14 protein-coding genes are annotated in these 19810 nt (G+C 67.2%); 3 read left to right on the forward strand and 11 right to left on the reverse strand.

Features of this window, described 5'->3' with window-relative positions:
• Positions 1–265: 265 nt before the first annotated feature.
• From CIK81_RS13160 to CIK81_RS18870, 4 genes are all read right to left on the reverse strand, one after another.
• Positions 266–1708: a sulfatase gene (locus CIK81_RS13160; protein WP_114328005.1), complete on the reverse strand. Its 1443-nt coding sequence runs from the start codon at positions 1706–1708 to the stop codon at positions 266–268.
• Positions 1709–1781: 73 nt separating this feature from the next.
• Positions 1782–2828: an aldo/keto reductase gene (locus tag CIK81_RS13165; RefSeq protein ID WP_158542039.1), complete on the reverse strand. Its 1047-nt coding sequence runs from the start codon at positions 2826–2828 to the stop codon at positions 1782–1784.
• A gap of 1102 nt (positions 2829–3930) precedes the next feature.
• Positions 3931–5562 (reverse strand): hypothetical protein, encoded by a 1632-nt coding sequence (locus CIK81_RS18045; protein WP_147271596.1) that lies wholly within the window; start codon positions 5560–5562, stop codon positions 3931–3933.
• Complete coding sequence (locus CIK81_RS18870; protein ID WP_369406893.1) at positions 5563–5856, reverse strand: helix-turn-helix domain-containing protein; 294 nt, start codon at positions 5854–5856, stop codon at positions 5563–5565.
• 149 nt (positions 5857–6005) lie between these two features.
• Between CIK81_RS18870 and CIK81_RS13175 the strand changes: the two genes are divergently transcribed.
• A complete protein-coding gene (locus CIK81_RS13175) occupies positions 6006–7151 on the forward strand; it encodes a DNA cytosine methyltransferase (RefSeq protein ID WP_114355802.1) in 1146 nt (381 codons plus the stop codon).
• A 181-nt stretch (positions 7152–7332) separates the two neighbouring features.
• On the opposite strand, the gene CIK81_RS13180 is transcribed toward CIK81_RS13175, so the two are convergent.
• Positions 7333–8868 (reverse strand): IS1634 family transposase, encoded by a 1536-nt coding sequence (locus CIK81_RS13180; RefSeq protein ID WP_241964163.1) that lies wholly within the window; start codon positions 8866–8868, stop codon positions 7333–7335.
• Positions 8869–8977: 109 nt separating this feature from the next.
• Here CIK81_RS13180 and CIK81_RS13185 point away from each other — a divergent pair, with 109 nt between their 5' ends.
• The gene (locus CIK81_RS13185; RefSeq protein WP_199586373.1) at positions 8978–9130 is read left to right on the forward strand and encodes a hypothetical protein; all 153 of its coding nucleotides are present in this window, start codon (positions 8978–8980) and stop codon (positions 9128–9130) included.
• 251 nt (positions 9131–9381) lie between these two features.
• Positions 9382–10047 carry a bifunctional 2-polyprenyl-6-hydroxyphenol methylase/3-demethylubiquinol 3-O-methyltransferase UbiG gene (locus CIK81_RS13190; protein ID WP_114306841.1) on the forward strand — a complete coding sequence of 222 codons (666 nt, stop codon included), beginning with the start codon at positions 9382–9384 and terminating at the stop codon, positions 10045–10047.
• A 176-nt stretch (positions 10048–10223) separates the two neighbouring features.
• Here CIK81_RS13190 and CIK81_RS13195 read toward each other — a convergent pair whose 3' ends face one another.
• The 6 genes from CIK81_RS13195 to CIK81_RS13220 form a co-directional block, all read right to left on the reverse strand.
• Positions 10224–11861 (reverse strand): DUF1524 domain-containing protein, encoded by a 1638-nt coding sequence (locus CIK81_RS13195; protein WP_158542037.1) that lies wholly within the window; start codon positions 11859–11861, stop codon positions 10224–10226.
• A gap of 314 nt (positions 11862–12175) precedes the next feature.
• Positions 12176–14971, reverse strand: coding sequence for a sugar-binding protein (locus tag CIK81_RS13200; RefSeq protein ID WP_114355803.1), 2796 nt, complete (start codon positions 14969–14971; stop codon positions 12176–12178).
• A 50-nt stretch (positions 14972–15021) separates the two neighbouring features.
• Positions 15022–16326: a carbohydrate kinase family protein gene (locus CIK81_RS13205; protein ID WP_241964164.1), complete on the reverse strand. Its 1305-nt coding sequence runs from the start codon at positions 16324–16326 to the stop codon at positions 15022–15024.
• Positions 16323–17126 (reverse strand): carbohydrate ABC transporter permease, encoded by an 804-nt coding sequence (locus CIK81_RS13210; protein WP_096197516.1) that lies wholly within the window; start codon positions 17124–17126, stop codon positions 16323–16325. The genes CIK81_RS13205 and CIK81_RS13210 overlap by 4 nt, the downstream gene beginning before the upstream one ends.
• Positions 17123–18058 (reverse strand): carbohydrate ABC transporter permease, encoded by a 936-nt coding sequence (locus CIK81_RS13215; protein WP_114312186.1) that lies wholly within the window; start codon positions 18056–18058, stop codon positions 17123–17125. Before CIK81_RS13215 ends, CIK81_RS13210 begins: the two co-directional genes overlap by 4 nt.
• A 301-nt stretch (positions 18059–18359) precedes the next feature.
• A complete protein-coding gene (locus CIK81_RS13220) occupies positions 18360–19739 on the reverse strand; it encodes an extracellular solute-binding protein (RefSeq protein WP_338076152.1) in 1380 nt (459 codons plus the stop codon).
• Between the last annotated feature and the right edge of the window lie 71 nt (positions 19740–19810).

Raw genomic sequence — 19810 nt, forward strand, 5'->3', positions numbered from 1 at the left:
CAACTGTCACCGATGTCCTGATACAGAACTGTCACCGAAGTCCTGAGACATCACAACCGATGCTGTGCCGCGCATCGGTCGCTGGCCCGCAAAACTCGCTCGCGGCGGCAGCAGCGGCAGCGGCAGCGGCAGCGGCAGCGGCAGCGGCAGCGGCAGAACCTGCTCACGACGGCCGACACGGCGTCTCTCTCAAGTGGGCCACCCCAACAGCCGGCACGGCGTCCCTCTCAGGCGGGCCACCCCAACAGCCGACACGGCGTCCCTCTCAAGCAGGCCACTCCAGGCGGGGCGTGTCCGGGCCGCGGTAGGGCTCGTCGCCGTAATGCTCCTGCAGGTCCGCGAGCAGCTGCTCCATCTCGGCGAGCGCTCCTGCGTGGCCCGGATCTGCGACCACGTTGGTGAGCTCGTTCGGGTCGGCGACGAGATCGTAGAGCTCGTCCTCGACGGGCATGATGCGGTCCGACGAGCCCGGGCTGCCGAGTCCGTCGTTGTAGTAGCGGATGAACTTGTGGGTCTTCGTGCGCACGCCGTAATGGGCGGGCGCGTGATGCTCGGGGTCGTCGTGCTCCCAGTAGCGGTAGTAGACCGACTGCCTCCAGCCCTCGACGCTCTCGCCGCGCAGCTGCGGCAGGAAGCTGCGACCCTGCTGCTGCGGGAGGTCCGACGGGGACCGCCCCGCGACCTCGAGCAGCGTCGCGGCGAAGTCCACGTTGGTGATCATGTCGGTGATGTGGGAGCCGGCCGGGACCTGCGCGGGCCAGCGCACCAGCATCGGCATCGTCAGCGACTCGTCCAGCATCAGGCGCTTGTCGAACCAGCCGTGATCGCCGAGGAAGAACCCCTGGTCGGAGGTGTAGATGACCACGGTGTCCTCGTCCAGCCCCTGCGTCTCGAGCCAGCCGAGGATCTCACCCACGGAGTCGTCGACGGCCTGCACGCAGCGCAGGTAGTCCCGCATGTACCGCTGGTACTTCCAGGAGGCCCGCTCACGGCCCTTCCCCTCGCCCTCGAGCTCGGGCGGCAGCTCGTCCTTGTAGTCCGTCGGCCGCAGATCATCCAGGTTCATCCGGACCTGCTGGACCACCTCAGCGCGGGTCGCGTGGTCGTCCCACATCGTCTCCGGCTCGGGGATCGTCCCGGCCTCGTACATCCCCTCGTACCGGGGGTGCGGTACCCAGGGACGATGCGGCGCCTTGTGGTGCACCAGCAGGCAGAACGGCCGATCGGGGTCGCGCTGTTCGAGGAAGTCGAGGCTCTGCTGCGTGACGATGTCCGTCGCGTAGCCCTCGATGGTCTCCTCCCCGTCGGGCCCGATCATCACCGGGTCCACGTAGTCGCCCTGGTCGGGGAAGATCCGCCAGTCGTCGAAGCCGCGCGGCCGGGATCCCTCGGAGCGGCCCAGATGCCACTTGCCGAACAGTGCGGTCTGATAGCCGCAGTCGTGCAGGACCTCCGGGAACGTGGGCACCCGGTAGTCGAACTCGGAGTAGATCGACGGGGCGCGGTTGATGTGGCTGTAGGTGCCCGTGAGGATCGAGGCGCGCGAGGGCGTGCAGATGGAGTTGGTGCAGTACACCGCGTCCATCCGCGCCCCCTCGTCGGCGAGACGGTCGAGGTGCGGGGTGGTGTTGACCCTGCTGCCGTAGGCGGAGATCGAGTGCGCCGCGTGGTCGTCGGACATGATGAACACGATGTTGGGGCGGGACAAAGCAGATCTCCTCAAGGTTCCTGGGGCGTTGATGGTCCGGGGTGCTCTCGGCGTGGTCAGGACCGCCGGGCGATCACCAGCGGGGGTGGATGTTCTTGCGCAGCAGATCGTCGTAGGTCTGCTGCACGGCTGCGTCGAACCGCGCGAGGACGGCCTGCTGCTCGTCGGCGGGGGCACTGCCGGCGGCGGCGTTGCGACGAGCCTGCTCTCCGCTGCTCGCGCCCGGGATCGCCGCGGTGACGCCGTCCTGGGCGAGGATCCAGCGCAGCGTGGCCTCCGGCAGCGGCATCGCCCCGTCGAGGGCCTGCTCGAGCCGGGCCACGGCCTGCAGCCCCACGTCGTACTCCACACCGGAGAAGGTCTCGCCCTGGTCGAAGGCCTCTCCCGCGCGGTTGAAGCTGCGGTGGTCGTTCGCCGCGAAGGTCGTGCCCGGGGAGAATTTGCCGGTGAGCAGACCGGAGGCGAGGGGCACTCGCGCGATGATCGCGACGCCCTTCTCACGGGCCAGCGGCACCACCTCGTCCAGCGGCTTGAGACGGAACGGGTTGAGGATGATCTGGATCGAGGCGAGGTGCTCCCGCTCGAGACTGATCAGCGCCTCCTCGCAGGTCTCGACACTGACGCCCCAGGCGGCGAGCTTCTGCTCCGCGACCAGGGCATCCAGCACGTCGAACACCCGGTCGTCGCGGTAGATCGCGGGCGGCGGGCAGTGCAGCTGCACCAGGTCGAGGGTGTCCATCGCGAGGTTCTGCCTCGAGCGCTCCACCCAGGCGCGCAGGTTCTCCTCGGTGAAGGACTCCGGAGCGAAGGGATCCGCCCGACGGGACGCCTTGGTGGCGACGAACAGCGGGGCCGACGGGGACGATCCGCCGAAGGGCTCGTCGCCGTTCGCCTGAGATCCGCCGGCGTTCTGCCGCATCGCCCCGACCAGGCGCTCGCTGCGCCCGTCGCCGTAGACGTCGGCGGTGTCGAAGAACGTCACGCCCGCGTCGAGGGCGGCGCCGAGCACTCCCTGCGCAGACTCGTCGGAGACCTCGCCCCAGTCGGCGCCGATCTGCCAGCAGCCCTGGCCGATCACGGACAGCGGACGGCCCAGACGGGCGGGGCTGCGGTACTGCATGAACATCGTTGACCTCGTTCTGTAGGACGTCGCAGAGCTGCGGCGCCAAGCGTTCACCCAGTCTTGCAGAAATAGCTCGGACTCCGCCCGTCGGCCGCTTTCTTGCTCATGCACTTCCGGTTTCCCTGATTCGGACACGAGTCCGACTCAGCGTTCGATGACCTCCCCCGCGGCGATGTTGTACCGCCGCCACTGGCCCTGAAGTCCTTCAAAACGCGCCTCGGGATCGATATTCTCTATTCAGCCCCCGAGATTTAGACCGTCCCATCGAGGCCAGCGGAGATGCCGAAGACGGCGGCCAGCACCATGTCGCAGAAGGACCCGGCAGACGAGCACAACCCATCGATGATGTAGGGCAGTTGAGCGGGTGTCTTGCGCGCTCCCCCATCTATTGCGTCGATCCCCTACCCAATGAACTGGGCCTGCCGGGCGGACCCTGGTTCGTCGATCGCGCCAACCCGGGCAGCCAGTCGAGAACGGCCTGAGAGTCACCGACGGTGATCGTGCCCGAGCGGCTTCCGGCGGCCACGCCGGGTAGGCGCCGTTCCACTGGTGGTCCGCCCTGATCGCGTACCCCGCATCCTGATCGAACGGGGATACCGCGCGAAGCCACGACGTCGCGCGAAGTTCACGGACGAAGAAATCGGTCATATCGCGACGCATCGGCTCCGGCAAGTCGTCAGAGATCGTGCGGCAGCCCCAGCCGGCCACTCGTACGGCACCTCGACACGGAGACGTCACCGATACGACGGGTGAGAGCGCGCAATCCGCCGCGCCGTTACCTTGTGAGCACCCCCCGACAGTGAGGAGAAGACCGATAATAAAAGCGACTAGCGCATCCCGGACGCACTGCTTCCGAAACATCCATCAGCACCCCAGGCCAAAAACCAAGCCGCTTACTGGGTCTTGCCAACCCTGCATCAAACGAGACTCGGTTCCGCCGAAGGCTCCCCACCCCGGGGCGCCCATATCGCACCGAGTGGCTAACCATGACGATTGAACGGTCAAAAACTTTTTGACACGGGCGCCTAATTGCCGGCGGAGACCCCGAGACGGGGTATCTGTTTAACGCAAAACGACTCATTGCGAAATCGCCCAAAAACTAACCAAGCGAGATTTGGTTGAACCGTTCCTTCACGCCATTTGGGACCCATTGACTCTGAAGCGGCTCCACAACACGGTACAGGAAGATCTCGTAAAGCTCATCTTTACCCAAGAGTTGAGACACTTGCCTCCAAACCTCGGAAAACGTCTCAAACTTCCAACTGACCACAAAACCTTCGATATGGCTCTCGGCAAGACCATCCGCGACGGGTCCGATATCGTGAGCAATAAAACGAATACACATATTCCATTGGTCAGCCTCGCCAAGCTGCTCAAGCTCCACCAGCCTAGCTTTCAATATACGTCGCAATGAAAGGCGGTGCAAATCTACGTAAAGCTCCTCTAGCGCACCTCCATGCGCCTCAAAAGCTTGAACCCGCCGTTCCGCCTTATACAGGAACTCAACGTCCCCCAGCTTCTTCCTGGCTGAATTGCTGGCCGAAACAGAATCGCCTATTCCCCTGCTTACGCTTTCCGCTGGCCTGGCCCGATCAAGCGCCACTGCGAAGCAGTCCACGGCTCGCTGCTCGAGAATTCCTCGGGTGCGCGAATTTTCCTGACTCACACCCTCGAAGAACCTCTCCATTCCCTCGATTCCGGGGGGAGACACGGTCACCGCCAGCACCCTATGCACGCTCTCGATTCTAGCGAGCCATGCACGAATCGACCTAGCCAGCTCACGCCGTGCTGGATACGACATCCGGCTCAAATAGAACAGAAGGTCCGCCAGTGCAAGCGCCTGCCGGCGGAGTCCCCCCTTTCGAGACCATGCCCAGTCACTATCAAATGCCGATGCACCTTTGGAGTTGTTCAAATATGCGTTCTCGGTGGATGCATACGACGGATGGAATTCTCTTTGAAATTCTAGAGATAGCTGGCTTCTCGGCGAAAACTCATACGCCGCATTGGCCGGATGGTCAAAAAATTCGGAAACGAGAAGATTATAGTGAAGAATAACCGCGTACTGTGGGACAAAGTCAATACCGTCCCCGTAAAACCTCTGAAGATCTTCAGCAATGGGACCTATGTATCCCAACGACTCGGCTTCGGAGGCTATCTGCTCAATGCACTCAACAGGGGAAGCGTCAGCGAATTTGCGCTCAGATTCCGCCTCGTCCGTTTCGTAAACTTTTCGAGCTTCAATGTCATCGATCACCGGGAGCGCCTTCAATTGGCGCGCCACAATTTGGACCTGCTTCCAATTGTACTCGTACCCTCCGAGTATGGCGGTGAGGACCGCGGCTACTTGCGCGCATGACATATGCTGGCGCACCAGGAGTTCAGCAATCGTCGCGGACTGGCTCAACAAAGCGGAAGCGTTAGAAAACTCCAATTCGCCCTGCTCCATAAGCTTCCTATGCGTCGTAAAGAAGCTCTTGCTGAAGTCTGGGTGGAAGGTTTCAGTTACCCGAAGACATTCACGAACTAGATCTCGCAGAAACGACGACACGGAAAGATCGTGACGCCAGCTTTCGATATGCTGAACAAGCAAGTCACCGTACGAGTCGCATGCAACCGTCGCATTGCTAGCAAAATAGGTGGACGCGGCCTCGACGACTTCCGCCTGATTATCGGGCTTTACCGGCAGAAGGAGCCTGTCGAGAGCGTCCTTTAACGCCTTATTCTGCACTTAGGTATCTCCATTCAATTCTTTATACTCATCAGGCGCTGAACACAGAAATGCATCGAGCACCTCACCGGGTTTGACGTTTAATGCGAACGATATTTTGGTGAACACCTCCACACTGCAGCGTGTTGTGCCGGACTCCAATCTCGATATGACAGAGGCATCGACCCCGATCTGCACGGCCAGCTCGCTTTGTGCTAGGCCCGCATGCAACCGCAACCATAGAAGCTGCTGGCCAAAAGCCGCCGAAAAGTTCGCCACTGTGCCTCCCGGTCGATCGTCGCTCACCAAGGTCACCAGGCGTCTGCATGCCTAGCATGTGCTGACGGCCACTCTACCGGTCAGTCAATCACGCAAAGCAGGACCCAGGGATGGTAGTGTAAGCCAGCAACTTGCAGTTCCAGCAAGAGCCCACCCCTTGAGACCACACCTGCTTGGAGGACCGAATGAGCGCTCCCCGCGTCGTCTCACTTTTCAGTGGAGCCGGAGGTCTCGACATCGGCTTCGCGATGGCCGGATATATACCTGTTTTTGCGAACGAGATAGATCTGTTTGCGGCAAAAACTTATGAGAGCTGGATTAGCGCTGCTTCAAAAAAGCATCCTCATCTCCAGTTGGATGGCCATCGTGTCGCGGTAGGAGATATTACCCGTGTCGACGGGATTCCTGGACCGGGCACGGCAGACGTTGTTATTGGTGGACCGCCATGCCAGGGCTTCTCGGTCGCCGGGAAAATGGACCCAAATGACCCTCGCTCCAAGCATGTGTGGAATTTTCTCAAGGTTGTTGAGCGCGTCCAGCCGGTTGCATTTGTCATGGAAAATGTTAAATCTCTCGCGGTGAACACGCGTTGGGCGGGTTTGAAAACTGACCTTATCGAACGCGCCGAAGGCTTGGGCTACAAGACGTCTCTTCACGTTCTTAATGCGAGCCACTTTGGGGTCCCCCAGTCGCGTGAGCGCATGTTTCTCGTCGGGGTTCGGGACCGCGAATTGCCGCTACCCGCCCCAGAAGCGGTCACGGCAAGCCGACCTCCCGCATTGAGGTGGGCCCTTGAGTCGTTACCTACCTGGGGGGCGCCAGGCAACGATACAATCTGCACTGCACGAGTCACCCCGGCCAAGAAGCCAGTGCTTAGGAAGTCTCCGTTCGCAGGAATGCTATTTAACGGTCAAGGAAGACCAATGGATCTTCAACGCCCCGCGCCTACCTTGCCAGCATCAATGGGTGGCAACAGGACGCCAATTATTGATCAGCACCAGTTTGCCCAAGGTAGTGCCAGCTGGGTAGCTGATTACCATTCATCACTTATTGCCGGGTCCGATCCGATTGCCCGCGTTCCGGACCGCCTCCGTCGAATCACGGTCGAAGAGGCGGCGGCTATTCAAACGTTTCCGAAGGAACTTGATTGGCAGGGTCCTCAGAGCGCAAGATATAGGCAAATCGGTAATGCGGTGCCGCCAGTTCTTGGATACCACGTAGCGAACGCTTTAGGAGAGTTCCTGGGATTCGACTTGTCCCACGCCATAGGTTCTCTTTTGGGCCTATCCCCGGACATGCATTGCCCACAAGAGGATCCGGTCGCAGCATAAGGGACTCATCGCATCTGAGGGTGTAGTAGGCTTCCGAATCCTCCGGTGTCGAGCAGAGAGCGAAGGAAGTAGTGGGTCAGGTTGCGGAACCCCAGGAGGTGCCTCGGAGGTGCTCGAGGCGGCCGTTGAATCTCCTATGTTTGTCAAGCGGTGAGTCTGGCGCGCCCTGACTTGCACGGGTTTAGTGTGTCAGCGCGTTGCGGACGTGTCGGGCGTCGTCGGTGTGGTCGGGCTTCGCGGTGATCTGCTGCCCGGCCAGGGCGATCGTGACGTCCTGCAGCGGACAGAGAGTGCGGATGATCTTGCGGATGCTGAACCCGGTCTTGTCCTGCAGGAAACGGGCGATTGCGAGCGCGGTGAGGACGATGGTGAGGTGGGCTTCGATCGCCTCGCGCTGATGATGAAACATGGGCCTGGCCTGGAGGTCTGTCTTGCTCATGCGGAATGACTGCTCCACGTGCCAGAGGTTGTGGTAGCTGGAGAGCACCTCCGGCGCGGCCATAGTGCTCGAGGGAATGTTGGTGACGTAGCCCTTCAGACCGACCAGCTGCTTCGCCTTCTCCAGCGAGTCCTCATCCAGTTCCTTGCCGGCCTTGGTGGATTTGATGAACCGCGTGCCCTTAACCGAGGCGTCTCCGGCGATCACGGCTCGGGCCCTGTTCTCCTGCTGCGTGAGGGTGTAGTTGTCGTGGACTGCGCGTTTGCGGGAGTAGGACCAGACCGCGCGCCAGTGCCCGGGATGCTCCTGCGCGTCCCAGACCGGCTCCCTGCGGCGCCGCTTCGACTCGGTCTTGGTGGAGCCGTGGCGCGGGGTGATCGTGTCGATCAGCTGCCCATCGCTGAACGCGTCGCCGTTCCAATGGAAGTGATTGGCCAGGTCACCGGGCGCCTTCTTCGGCCGTGAGCCGACGATGAACTTCAACTCCGCCTCGGCCAGGGCGTTCAGGTTCGCCATCGATAGCATCCCGGCGTCCGCGACGACGACCATGTCCGCCGGGTTGTGGCGGGCCTGGAACTGCTTGATGATCGGCACGATCGTGAGGGTCTCAGCCTTGTTGCCCTCGAAGCAGCCGATCTCCAGCGGGAACCCTTCACGATCGACCAGGAGGCCGACCACGATCTGAGGATCGACCCTCCGCTCTTTGCTGAAGCCAACCTTCCGGAGCTCGTCTTCCTTCGGGGCTTCGAAGTAGAGGGTGGTGACGTCGTAGAGCACCAGGGAGATGTCTCCGCTGGTCGAGGCGTGTGTGAAGCACCTCGTGGCGATGCGGTCGCGGTACTCACGCTCGGCGCAGCGCCGTAGAGCGGCGTGGAAGGTGTTGCGGTGGACCGGCTCCACCCCGACGTCGGAAAGGACGCGGCGGGAATCGCTCATTGACGTTGGCTCGATCAGCCTCGCGGCGCCGAGCTGGAAAAACGCCTCATCCTCGACGACGTCGAAGCCAAGCGCGGACCAGGCCGAGCGGAGGGTCTCCACCAGCAGGCGAGAGTGTTTCGAATCGACCACCGCGGACTGAGGATCCTGGGAAAAGTCGAGGTCAAGAGCCAGTTGCCCGGCGTGGATCTTGTCCCTGCCGACACTCATCAAGGCCGCGAGTTCCGCTTCGGTACGCGCGGAGCCGAGGTGCTCAAGGACCACGTCCCGGCGGTTCTTCCGCTCAGCGATCTGCACGGCCGTCGCACCCGAGGCCGTGGTCACCTTCCGCAGAAACGCCACCCAGTTAGTGTGTCACTTTCTCACCGCGCGATGCGCTCACCAGCACGAACACTCCCAAATCTCCAGAATCGGCTCTCACCTGTGCAAGTCAGGCGTGTGGCTCCCCTTCGTGTCCTTCAAATCCATCCGACTGGGCACCCGACGTTTCCAGAAGTGCCCGGTCCATCAGCGCTGGGAGCTCGCTCGGGTGGTCACCGAAGACGAGTGGAGCGAGGAGATCGTCGCCGAGGCCGCAGCACATCGCGACTCGAACATCATCTGATCTCTCGTCGGGCGCCCGTCAGCCGTCGTGCGGATGGCCGCTGGCCGCATATCCAGCTCCACACATCCAGATCCGAAGCCCGCCAGCCTGTCACCGTCCCGGCGGCGTCGCCCATCCCGCATCGCGCGCTCGAGTGATCGTCACCGCACCTTTCCTGACCACGTATGCGCGACGCGCACGTCTCGTCACCCTGCGGCGGCGTTCCGCGCACGCACCCTCCCGGCCACCCGCGCATCTGCCAGGCTCTGCCCATGACCCACCAGCACCAGCACGCCGCCACGCACGATCACACCCCTGCCGAGCCCGGTCTTTCCCCCGCCGAGCACTGGGAACAGCGCTACGCCGGCGATGACCGCGTCTGGTCCGGGCGGGTCAATGCCACCCTCTCCGCGGTGGTCAGCGGCTTCGCTCCCGGCACCTCGATCGACCTCGGCTGCGGGGAGGGCGGGGACGTGCTGTGGCTGGCCGAGCGCGGCTGGCAGGCGACAGGCCTCGACATCTCGGAGACCGCCGTTGGCCGTGCCCGGACCGAGGCCGCCGCACGCGGTCTGCACGGCGCGACCTTCACCGCGACGGACCTCAGCGCCTGGCAGCCGGAACCCGCCACGACGGACCTGGTCACCGCATCCTTCTTCCAGTCCGACGTCGAACTGGACCGGCGAGCGATCCTGCGACGGGCCGCCGGCGCCCTCCGCGAAGGCGGGCACCTGGTGGTCATCTCCCACGCGGCGCCGCCTTCCTGGGCCGACGATCACCGGGCGGACATGGTCGGCGCGAGCGAACAGGTGGAGCAGCTTGCCCTTCCCGCCGAGGAGTGGGAGGTGGAGGTCGCCGAGGACCGCCGCCCAGCCACCAGTCCCGATGGCGAGCACGGCGAGCATCTGGACGCCGTGGTGGTGCTGCGCCGCAGGCGCTGACCGCTTTCATGGCTCTGGCGACGTTGTTCTACGAAAGACCCCAGCGTCACAACGCAGATCCCTGATCATGGCAAGCTGCCTGGTCCGCGCCAATCGCCGTCGCACGAGCCCGTGCGGCACTCACTCACGACTGTCCTGCCACCACGCCATGACCCCTCGGAGACAGCAAGGATGCGTTACTCGCAGCCCACGCCGTCCCCGTCGCGGTCCAGGTGCTTGGCGTATCCGGGGTCTCCGGAGTGCACGGGCGCCGCGCCTGCGGCGCGGGCGGCGTCGCAGTTCTTGTAGTACACCGAGCCGCCCGAGGAGGAGCCCGACCCTTCCGAGCTCGACCCGCTGCGGGTGCCCGAGCTCGAGCCGGAGCCGCTGCTCGGAGTCGTCGCCTTGGCGGGCTTGGGCGCCGGGGCGGGTGCGGGCTCCGGTTCCGGAGAGGGCGCCGGGGCGGGCTCTTCCTGAGTGGCGATCACGTCGCCCTCCCCGGCCGCGGGCCACAGCAGAGTGTCGTCGTCGGCGATCGCGGCGAAGCCGTCGCAGTCGGCGAGCACGCCCTCCATGGCGTCGGCCTCGGCGGGCTTGACCCACAGGTCGTACTTGTCCTTCACCGCGATCTGGCGCCCGACGTACTCGCAGCGGTAGTCCTTCTTCGGCGGCAGCCAGCTGGCCGCGTCGCTGTCGCTCTTCTGCCGGTTCAGGCTCGACTCGACGGCCAGCAGGTTCAGCGGGTCGTTCGCGAAGGCGGCGCGGGTGGTCTCGTCCCAGGCGAAGGCGCCGGTCTGCCAGGCGTCGGAGAGGGCGACGACGTGGTCGATGTCGATCGAGTTGTCGTCGCGGTCGAAGGCCACGGAGTCACCGCTGTACGGGGACTTCAACGTGCCCAGCTGCACGACGCAGCCCTTGGAGCCGCCCTTGAGGGTGATGTCCTCCAGGTCCCGGCGCAGGATGTCGTTGCGGGTGTCGCAGCCGTTGTGGTCCACGTCGTTCCGCCAGCCGAAGGAGTCCCGGTCGTAGTCGGTCTTCGGCGCGCGGCCCTTCTCCTCGAGGCCGGCGAGCATTGCGAGCGCGGTGCCGTCGGCCGCGATCACGGCGTCCGTGGTCGGGGCGGGCTCCGTGGTGGTGGGCGTGGGGTCCGGTGCGGCGGTGGTGGTCGGTGCGGCCTCGGTGGTCGGATCCTCGACCGGCTCCGCCGTCTCCTCCACCGGCGCCTGGAGGTCCTTGGTCTCCGCTGCCGGCGCTGCGACCTGGGATTCAGTCTCCGGTGGCGTGGGAGTGTCGATCGAGCCGGCCACGGCGAAGAGCGCGAAGACGCTGGCGACCGCGACCGCTGAGATCACCCGGGAGGGCCACTTCGCCGTCTCGAACTGCTGCAGCGGGCGCCCCTTCGCATCTCGCACCGTGCCCGTGAGCAGGAGCACGAGGTCGATGAGGTACCAGACGAAGAAGCCGCCCATCGTGACGAGCTTCAGCAGGCCCGTCTTCCATCGTCCGAGGTAGAAGCGGTCCACGCCCCACACCCCGAGGAACAGCGACAGCGCCCAGGCGACGGCGTAGCTCTTGCCGGGCGCCGACAGCCCGTTCTGCGGCGTGCGGTAGGCCGACGACGCCAGCGGCGTCTTGAGGTGGTGCGGCCCCGAGGCCGACACGTTCGACCAGTCCTGCCCGGCGGGCGGGGCACTGGGCCAGTCCTGCCCGGCCGGAGCGCTCGGCCAATCCTGCCCGGCGGGCGGGGCGCTGGGCCAATCCTGGCTGGCGGACGAGGCGCTCAGGGGGTCCTGGCTGCTGTCATGGGGCTGCGGGGCAGGGCGCTGCGGAGTCATGCGCATCCTTGGAAGTCGTCACCGATGCCCGAGGGTCGCCTTCCGGGCGCCTCCGAGCCGGAGCGTAGGCACCGGCCGTCTGCTCACAGCGCCCCGACGGGACGCAGTTGCAGCTTACTGTTCAACTACCCGTTTTCTCCGGGTTTCTGGACACTGGTCACCGAGGTCACAGGGACGCTGGACACAGCGCGCAAGGTGCGCAGCAGTCCTCTCCCCCGGGCACCGGGCACCGGGCACCGGGCACCGGGCACCGGGCACCGGGCACCGGAGCATCCGAGCGACAGCGCATCGGAGGAGGCGTTCCACCGCCGTGCTCAGAGGGCGGCGGCCGCCGCGGACGTTCCACTCTCCCCCTCCAGGGACGCCACCACGCGCAGCCTCGCGCCGTCGGCCGCGTCCTCGTCGAGCGGCACCTCCAGCTGCTGCGTGCCCGCAGTGATCTCACCCGCCTCGAGCTCCCCGAGGATCGTCGTCCCGTCCCACAGGTACACACGCAAGGTGCCGGCCTCCTGGCTGCGAAGACGCACGGAGATCATCTCTCCGTCCTGTCGGGCCTGATCCAGGCGCAGACTGCCGCTGGGCAGCGCGGGAGCGCCGCCGAGGCCGGTGCCGTCGACCGCGGCCTGGAGGATCGAGGCCGGGGACTCCACGGAACGGGCTGCGGAGTCGGGGATCCGGGGCTGGACCGGGGCCTCCTCGCCGGCGGGCAGGTCGGGCAGCTCGAGCACGCCCCAGCGGTAGGGATCCGCCTGGATGCCCGGGAAGGTGGACCATCCGATCCGGGACTGGCCCGTCTGGTCGTCGGTGTCCGAGTCGTAGACGACCACGTTGAAGCCGATGTTCGTGGGATCGACGCCGTCGGGCAGCTCCGCGAACGGGATTCGGGTCTCGATCACGTACCCCTCGTACGGCTCGGAGATGCTCGCCGCGATCCGCACGCCCGGCGCGACCTCGTCGATCGGTCCCTGCCGGTTGTCATGATCGCGGCCCGCGACCGGCCCGCCGATGCCGTCCTCGGCAGCGGTGCCGGGCAGGACCCCGAGGATGAAGGTGCTCGAGGTGTCGTCCGAGGCGCCGCGCGGATCGATCATGATCTCGATCGAGTCGGTGCGGAAGCGCTGCTTGTTGTCCTCCGCGGGCAGCAACGCGCCGAGAGTGTCGTCGTTGACCTGCACGAACACGAACAGGTTCTCGTCGTCGTAAGTGACCCAGGTGCTGCCGGAGGCGTCCTCGGGCGTGACCTCCTCACCTTCCCAGAGGGTGCCGATGTCGATCGGATCGCCGGGGTATTCCGTGTCGCCCCGCTGCCCGTCGACCTCGACGCCGTCGCTGCGCGCGGCCACCAGTCGCGGAACCAGGTGGAGTCCTTGGGTGAGGGTCGCGGTGATGCCGTCCGCCGTGGTGGTCGCGGTCAGCGGGTAGACGCCGCCGTTCGGTGCGCGGTTCGCCGTGGGCAGGTCGGGATCGGTGTTCTCGATCCGCACCTCGGCGGAGGCGGTGCCGCCGGCGGGAACTGCCTCCAGCAGCAGCTCGGGCGGATCCGCGGTGATCCCCTCGGGCAGCTCGAGCACCAGTTCGGCGTCCTGGTCGTGCTCGGAGTGGTTGCGAGCGATGATCTCGAAGGTCTCGGCGCGTCCGGAGCCCAGAGCGCGCCGCGTGGGCACCAGCGCGTCCAGGCGCTGCATGCCGAGCTCCTCGGTCCACTCCAGGAACGCGGCGATCTCGGGGCGCTCGACGAGCCCTGCCTCGACCGGCCCGGCGGTGCGCAGCGGCAGCACGTTCTCGCCGTCGCCTCGTCGCGAGGTGACCCGGGCGCGCAGCAGCACGTGCTCCCCGGTGGCGGCGCCCGAGGGGACCGACACGGTGAACGTCGCGGTGCGCTCCCGGTGCGCGGGGATCGTCCCGATCCCCTGGGCCCGGCCGACGCTCCATCCGTCGGGGCCCTCGAGCGCGACCTGCACGCCGGGCAGGGCGCTGCCGGGCGCGGCGATGCGCACCGTGATCTCGACCTCTCCGTCGGGCAGGACGGCGAAACGGTCAGCGGTGACCTCGAGCCGTGTGCCCAGCGGCAGGCCGCCCTCGATCGGCAGCGACGCGCCCTCGAGGGCGGCGGTGTCGGAGCTGGTGGGATCCGCGAGCGGGGTGCGGGAATCGATGAGCGTGAACCAGGTCGCGGGGATCTGCTCGGGGTCGGTGGGCGAGGGAGGGTTCACGTGCCAGCCCTGGGTGCGATAGGCGTGCACGGAGTCGTCGCGCACCGCGCTCCAGCGCTTGTCATGGTGCGCGGAATCGGTGCCGTCCCAGGCACCGAAGACCACGTCGCTGGCCACCTCGGGCTCGTATCCCTGCGAGACGGCGTCGGGTCCGGTCCCGGAGCTGCCGTTGGATCCGGAGCGCAGGATCCGGCTCGGGGAGAACGGGGCGAGACCTTCCTCGAAATGCTCCGGGAACACGTCCTCGCGCCCGGCCAGGTGGTACGCCTCGACGGCGAACATCGCGGCCTGCTGATGGTTGCCATGATTGCCCTCGACGGCGGACGGGTTCATGGTGACGATGACGTCGGGCCGGGTCGCGCGCACCACCCGGATGACGCGGCTGAGGATCTCGGCGCCGTCCCAGACGTCGTAGGTCAGGGGCGCCGAGAGGGTGTAGAAGAAGTCGACCGCGTCGAGGTTGAAGACGTGCTCGATGCCCGCGTAGCCCACGGCGGTGCGCTCCTCGGTCTCGCGGATCAGGCCCAGCTGGGGGCCCTCCTCGAGGCCCACCGCGTTGCCGCCGCCCTCGCCGCGGGTCACGGTGATCACTCCGGCCTTCTGGTCCGCGAACTCGTTCCACTGCCCGAAGGCCGCGAGGGTCCACGCCTCGTCATCCGGGTGAGCACCGATGTACAGGATGTCGAGATCGACACCGCCGTCGGCGAGCGCCCGCTCCATCGGCGGGAGGGACGGAAGGTCGAGGACGCTCGCTCCGGCGGCGAGGCCGAGAACGGCCGAGCCCTGCAGCAGGCGCCGCCTGCTCAGCGAGAGCTCCGGGCCCCGCTCGGGGCGCCTGCGAGGAGTCCGGTCGGGGTGCGGAGCGGCGGGATCGAAGAGGAGGGGTGTGGTCGACATGGGATTCTCGTCTCTCACGGGCGCCGCGACGGTGCGGCGCTGGGATCAGGTCAGTGCTTCCCGGCGTCGGAGCGCAGGGCGAAGGTTCCCTGGGCCCGGCGTCGGCCCTGCACCTGGTGGTCGGGCACGATGTCCTCGAGGAAGCAGTACCCGTCGCGGGTGTAGGCGGCCCGCAGGTCGCCGCCGTCGGAGGCGTCGGTCAGATGTCGCCACCAGTCGGTGATGTCGCCCCAGCCGGGCGCGGCCAGCGACCCGCCGAACTGCTGCACGGCGAGCGCCGAGCAGAGCGAGCCGAACTTGAGGCGCTCGGACAGCGGCCAGTCGGCGAGGGTGCCCAGCACCATGGCGGCGGCGAACACGTCGCCGGCGCCGGTGGTGTCGGTCGCGGTGACGGGCACCGCCGGGCAGTACGCCTCCTCGCCGGTGGTGCCGTCGATCGCGTAGGAGCCGGCGGCGCCATCGGTCACCACCGCGAGCGGGACCATCTCCGCGAGCTTGCGCACAGCCCGGTCGGGGCTGTCGGTGCGGGTGTAGCTCATGGCTTCGAGGGCATTGGGCGTGAACGCGTGGCAGTGGGCGAGCGGAGCGAGGTCGGCGAGGTCCCAGCGCCCCGTCTCGTCGAAGCCGATGTCGGCGAAGATCTTCGAGCCGCGCCGGGCCAGGTCAGCCCACCAGGCGGTCTCCCCCGCGAGATCCACGACCGCGGCGCGCGCGGCAGGGGCCTGCGCGATGAGTGCGGAGAGCGGCTCGGGGAGGTCGTGCCCGTGGGTGGTCATCGCCCGGTCCCCCTGGGTGGCGACGGAGACCGTCAGGGAGGAGTGGAAATCGGGGAAGCGACGGGAGGCGCTGAGGTCGATGCCCTCCTCGTGCGCCATGGTGTGCCACATCCAGTCGGCGTAGGCGTCGTCCCCGAACCCGGCGACCAGCCCGGTGCGCAGGCCCAGACGGGCGGCCGCGACGGCGAGGTTGGCGATCCCGCCGGGACTGGATCCCATGCCCTTGCTCCACAGCTCCTCGCCGGGCTGCGGTAGTCGCTCCAGCCCGGTGAACACGATGTCGAAGAAGACCGTGCCGGAGAGCAGGACGTCCAGGGGCGGATCGTCCGCACGGCGCTGCGCGGCCAGGGGATCCCATTCGTGGGCCGCGTCGAGCGCGGCGATCTCCTCGGGCGTGCAGGGGCCGGCACCTGGGGCGGGCGGCGGTATGCCCGCGTTCGTCGGCGCGATCGTCGGGGACTCGGCCGCCGACAGCTGCCGGGGCGTCGGGCCGGGCGTCGTCGGGCCGAGGGCCGTCGGGTCGGGGGTCGTCCCGTCGGGGGTCGTCGGGCCGGGGGTCGTCGGGTCGGGGGTCATCATTTGACGGCTCCTTCGAGCATTCCTCGGATGAAGTGGCGCTGCAGGAACAGGAACATGATCACCATCGGCAGGGCGACGATCACGGCACCCGCCGAGAGCAGCGCGGTCTCGGCGGTGTACTGGCCCTGGAAGTTCGCCAGGCCCAACGGCGCGGTGCGCAGACTGCCGCCCGGTGCCATCACCAGGGCGATGAGAAACTCGTTCCAGGTCCACATGAACACCAGCACCACCAGTGTGGTCAGCGCCGGCACCGAGGCGGGGGCGACGATCCGCAGCAGCGTGCGCATCGGACCGGCACCGTCGATCGCGGCGGCCTCGAGCATGCTCTCCGGCATCGACCGGAACTGGGCCCGCAGCCAGAAGGTGCCGAAGGCGACGGACTGCGCGATCTGGGGCAGGGCGATCGCGGCATAGGTGTCGGTCAGCCCCACGGTGCGCAGGTCGAAGAACAATGGGATGACCGTGGCCTCGGTGGGGATCATCAGCCCAAGCAGGAACACGTAGAACAGCACGGTCGATCCGGGGAAGCGCATCGTGCCGAACGCATAGCCGGCCAGTACGGACAGCGTGACCGCGCTGGTCACGACGATCGCCGCGATGATCAGCGAGTTGCCCAGCGAGCGGCCGAAGCCACCCACCTCCCAGGCCTCGAGGAAGTTGGCCAGGTGCAGGCCCGGCGCCTGGCCGATCTGCGGGGAGACGGCGGTGGCCAGGATGGTGATCACGGGGATGAGCGCGAAGAGGGCGAACACCCCCAGCACCACGTAGTTCATCGTCCGCTCGGCGGAGGAGACCCTCATGAGGCACGCTCCCCGATCCGGGTGACGCCCACGTTGATCGCGAACACGAGCAGGGTCAGCACGATGGCGACGGCGCTCGCGGAGCCCACCTCGCGCAGCTGGAAGGCCCGGAAGTAGACCTCGTAGCTGGGCACCGTGGTGGCATTGCCGGGCCCGCCGGAGGTGGTCAGGTAGACCAGGTCGAAGGTCTTCAGCGCGGCGATGATGGTCAGCACGAGCGCCACCACGATCTCTCCGCGCACCGAGGGCAAGGTGATCGCGAAGAACTCCCGCACCGGGCCGGCGCCGTCGAGGCGGGCGGCCTCGAAGAGATCATCGGGGATCCGGCTCATCCCGGCCAGCAGGAGCAGCATCACCAGCCCCATCTCGAGCCAGGTGCCGATGAAGCCCACGGCGGGCAGGGCCGCGCCGGGGTCCCCCAACCAGCCCCGAGCCAGCCCGTCCAGCCCCACGGCGCGCAGCGCCTCGTTCAGCGGCCCGCCGGGCGCGTAGATGTTCCGCCAGGCGACGGCGACCACGACCAGCGCGATCACCTGCGGCAGGAAGATCACAGAGCGGAAGAAGCCCATCCCCCGCACCTGCCCGCGTCGGAAGATCGCGGCGAGCACCAGTCCGATCACGAGAGGCAGCACCGCATAGAACACGATCAGCACCAGGGCGTTGCCGATCGCCGCGAGGAAGGCGGCGTCCGAGGCCAGATCCACGTAGTTCTGCAGCCCCACGAAGGTGGACGGCCCGAAGCCGGGCCACTCGAAGAGCGAGAACTGTGCGGCCCGCACCAGCGGGTACAGCGAGAACGCCGCGTATACGACGAACGCGGGCAGGATGAACAGGTACGGGGTGGCACGGGACCGCACGACGGCCGAGGGACGGTGCCGCGCCACGGCCGAGGGGCGGCGCCGCGTCACGGCCGACGACCCAGCGGTGCGCACGCGCCGGCGCGTGTCCTGGGCGGGCCGCTGGTGACGCCATCTGGCAGATATGCCACCTCGCCTCACCAGCGGCCCGTCGGGAACAGGCCCGGTGGCTGGCGGGAGCTCACCAGTGGCCGGCGGGGTCCCACCGGTGGAACCGGGCCGGGCCCCGCGGGTGGAGCCGAGCGGGGTCCCACCGGTGGAGCCGAGCGGGGTCCCACCGGTGGAGCCGAGCCGGGCCCCACCGGGGGAGCCGAGCGGGGTCCCACCGGGGGAGCCGGGCGAGGGCCCGCCTGCCTGTTCGGATGCCATGCGCTGCTCAGGATCCCGCGGTGAATTCGGAGTAGTCCGCCTGCAGCGTCTCGGCGGCGGCCGACGGCTCGGACTGGCCGCCGATGACCTCCTGCAGAGCGGCGCCCGCGGTGTCCGCGAAGGACGGCGTCGCGTAGTCGAGATAGGGCAGCAGCACCCCGTCGGTGGAGACGGCGTCGAAGGCTTCGTAGATGTCCTTGTTGACCCCCGACGACGGGGCCAGATCGGCGGTGTTCAGCACCGGCATCCCGCCCTTGTCGGCGATCAGCTCCATCGCCGTGTCGCTGGTGATGTAGTCGATGTATGCCGCAGCGGCGTCGGCCTGGGCGGCCTGGGCCGGGATCGCGAAGGGCAGCCCGGTGCCGCCGGTGGTGGCGACCGTGCCGTCCGTGCCCGCCGGGGGCGCCATGAACCGCAGGTCCTCCCCCATCACGGCCTCCATGTCCGGGCCGAGCCAGGAGCCGCCGATCAGGAGCACGCCGGTGCCCTTGGTGAAGTCCGCCCAGGCGGTGTCGTAGGCGAGGCCGTTGGGCGAGTCGCCGAAGGCGCCGCTGGCGGCCCAGTCCGCGAGCTGGGTGAGCGCCTGGACGTTGGCGTCGTCGGTCCAGTCCGCACCGGCGTTGCCCATGGCGAGGGTGACGATCTCGTCGCTGGGCACGAAGTGCGCCTGGAGCGGGCCGAACACGTGCAGGGCCGGCCACTGCTCGAGATTGCCGAGCACGAGCGGCTGCTCGTCGGCCTTCTGCGCGGCCTCGACCAGGGCGAACAGGTCCTCCCAGCTGGCGGGAGGCTCCGCCCCGAGGGCCTCGAGCTTCGTCGCGCTGTAGTAGATGCCGCACACCTCGCCCGTCTGCGGAAGTCCCCACAGGGGCCCCTCTCCGAAGGTGACGGCGTCGGCCGAGTAGCGGGCCTTGGCGAGCACGGAGTCGGCGAAGCGATCCTCCCAGCCGTAGGCCTCGGCGTAGCCGGAGAGGTCGGTCAGCTGGCCGGCCTTGACGAACTCGCCCATGTCGCCGCGCGCGTTGTTGACCTGCAGCACGTCCGGCACGTCGTTGCCGGACAGCGCGAGGCCCGTCTGCTGCTGGAGGTCGTCGAAGGACTGCGAGACGCGGTCCACCGTGATGTTCGGATAGTCCTTCTGGAACGCCTCGATGAGGGCCTCGATCGCATCGTTCTGCGCGCCGCGCACCTCCTGGTCCCAGACCTTCAGAGTGATCTCGCCGAGTGCGGCCGGGTCGGTCTCGACGTCGGACGCGGCAGGGCCGGAGCCGCCGCCGTCGCTCCCGCCGGAGCCGGAATCGGAACCGGGCGCGCAGGCGGCGAGGAGGCCGAGGCCCCCGGCGGCGGCGCTCGAGCCGAGGAAAAGACGACGGGGCAGTCGACGCATGGGGTCCTCCTGAGGGGCGTGGGGCGACAGCCGCGATGCTGTGGCGCAGAGCACCATGATGGCACATCGTG

It is taken from the genome of Brachybacterium sp. JB7 (assembly GCF_003335205.1).
Classification (GTDB): domain Bacteria; phylum Actinomycetota; class Actinomycetes; order Actinomycetales; family Dermabacteraceae; genus Brachybacterium; species Brachybacterium alimentarium.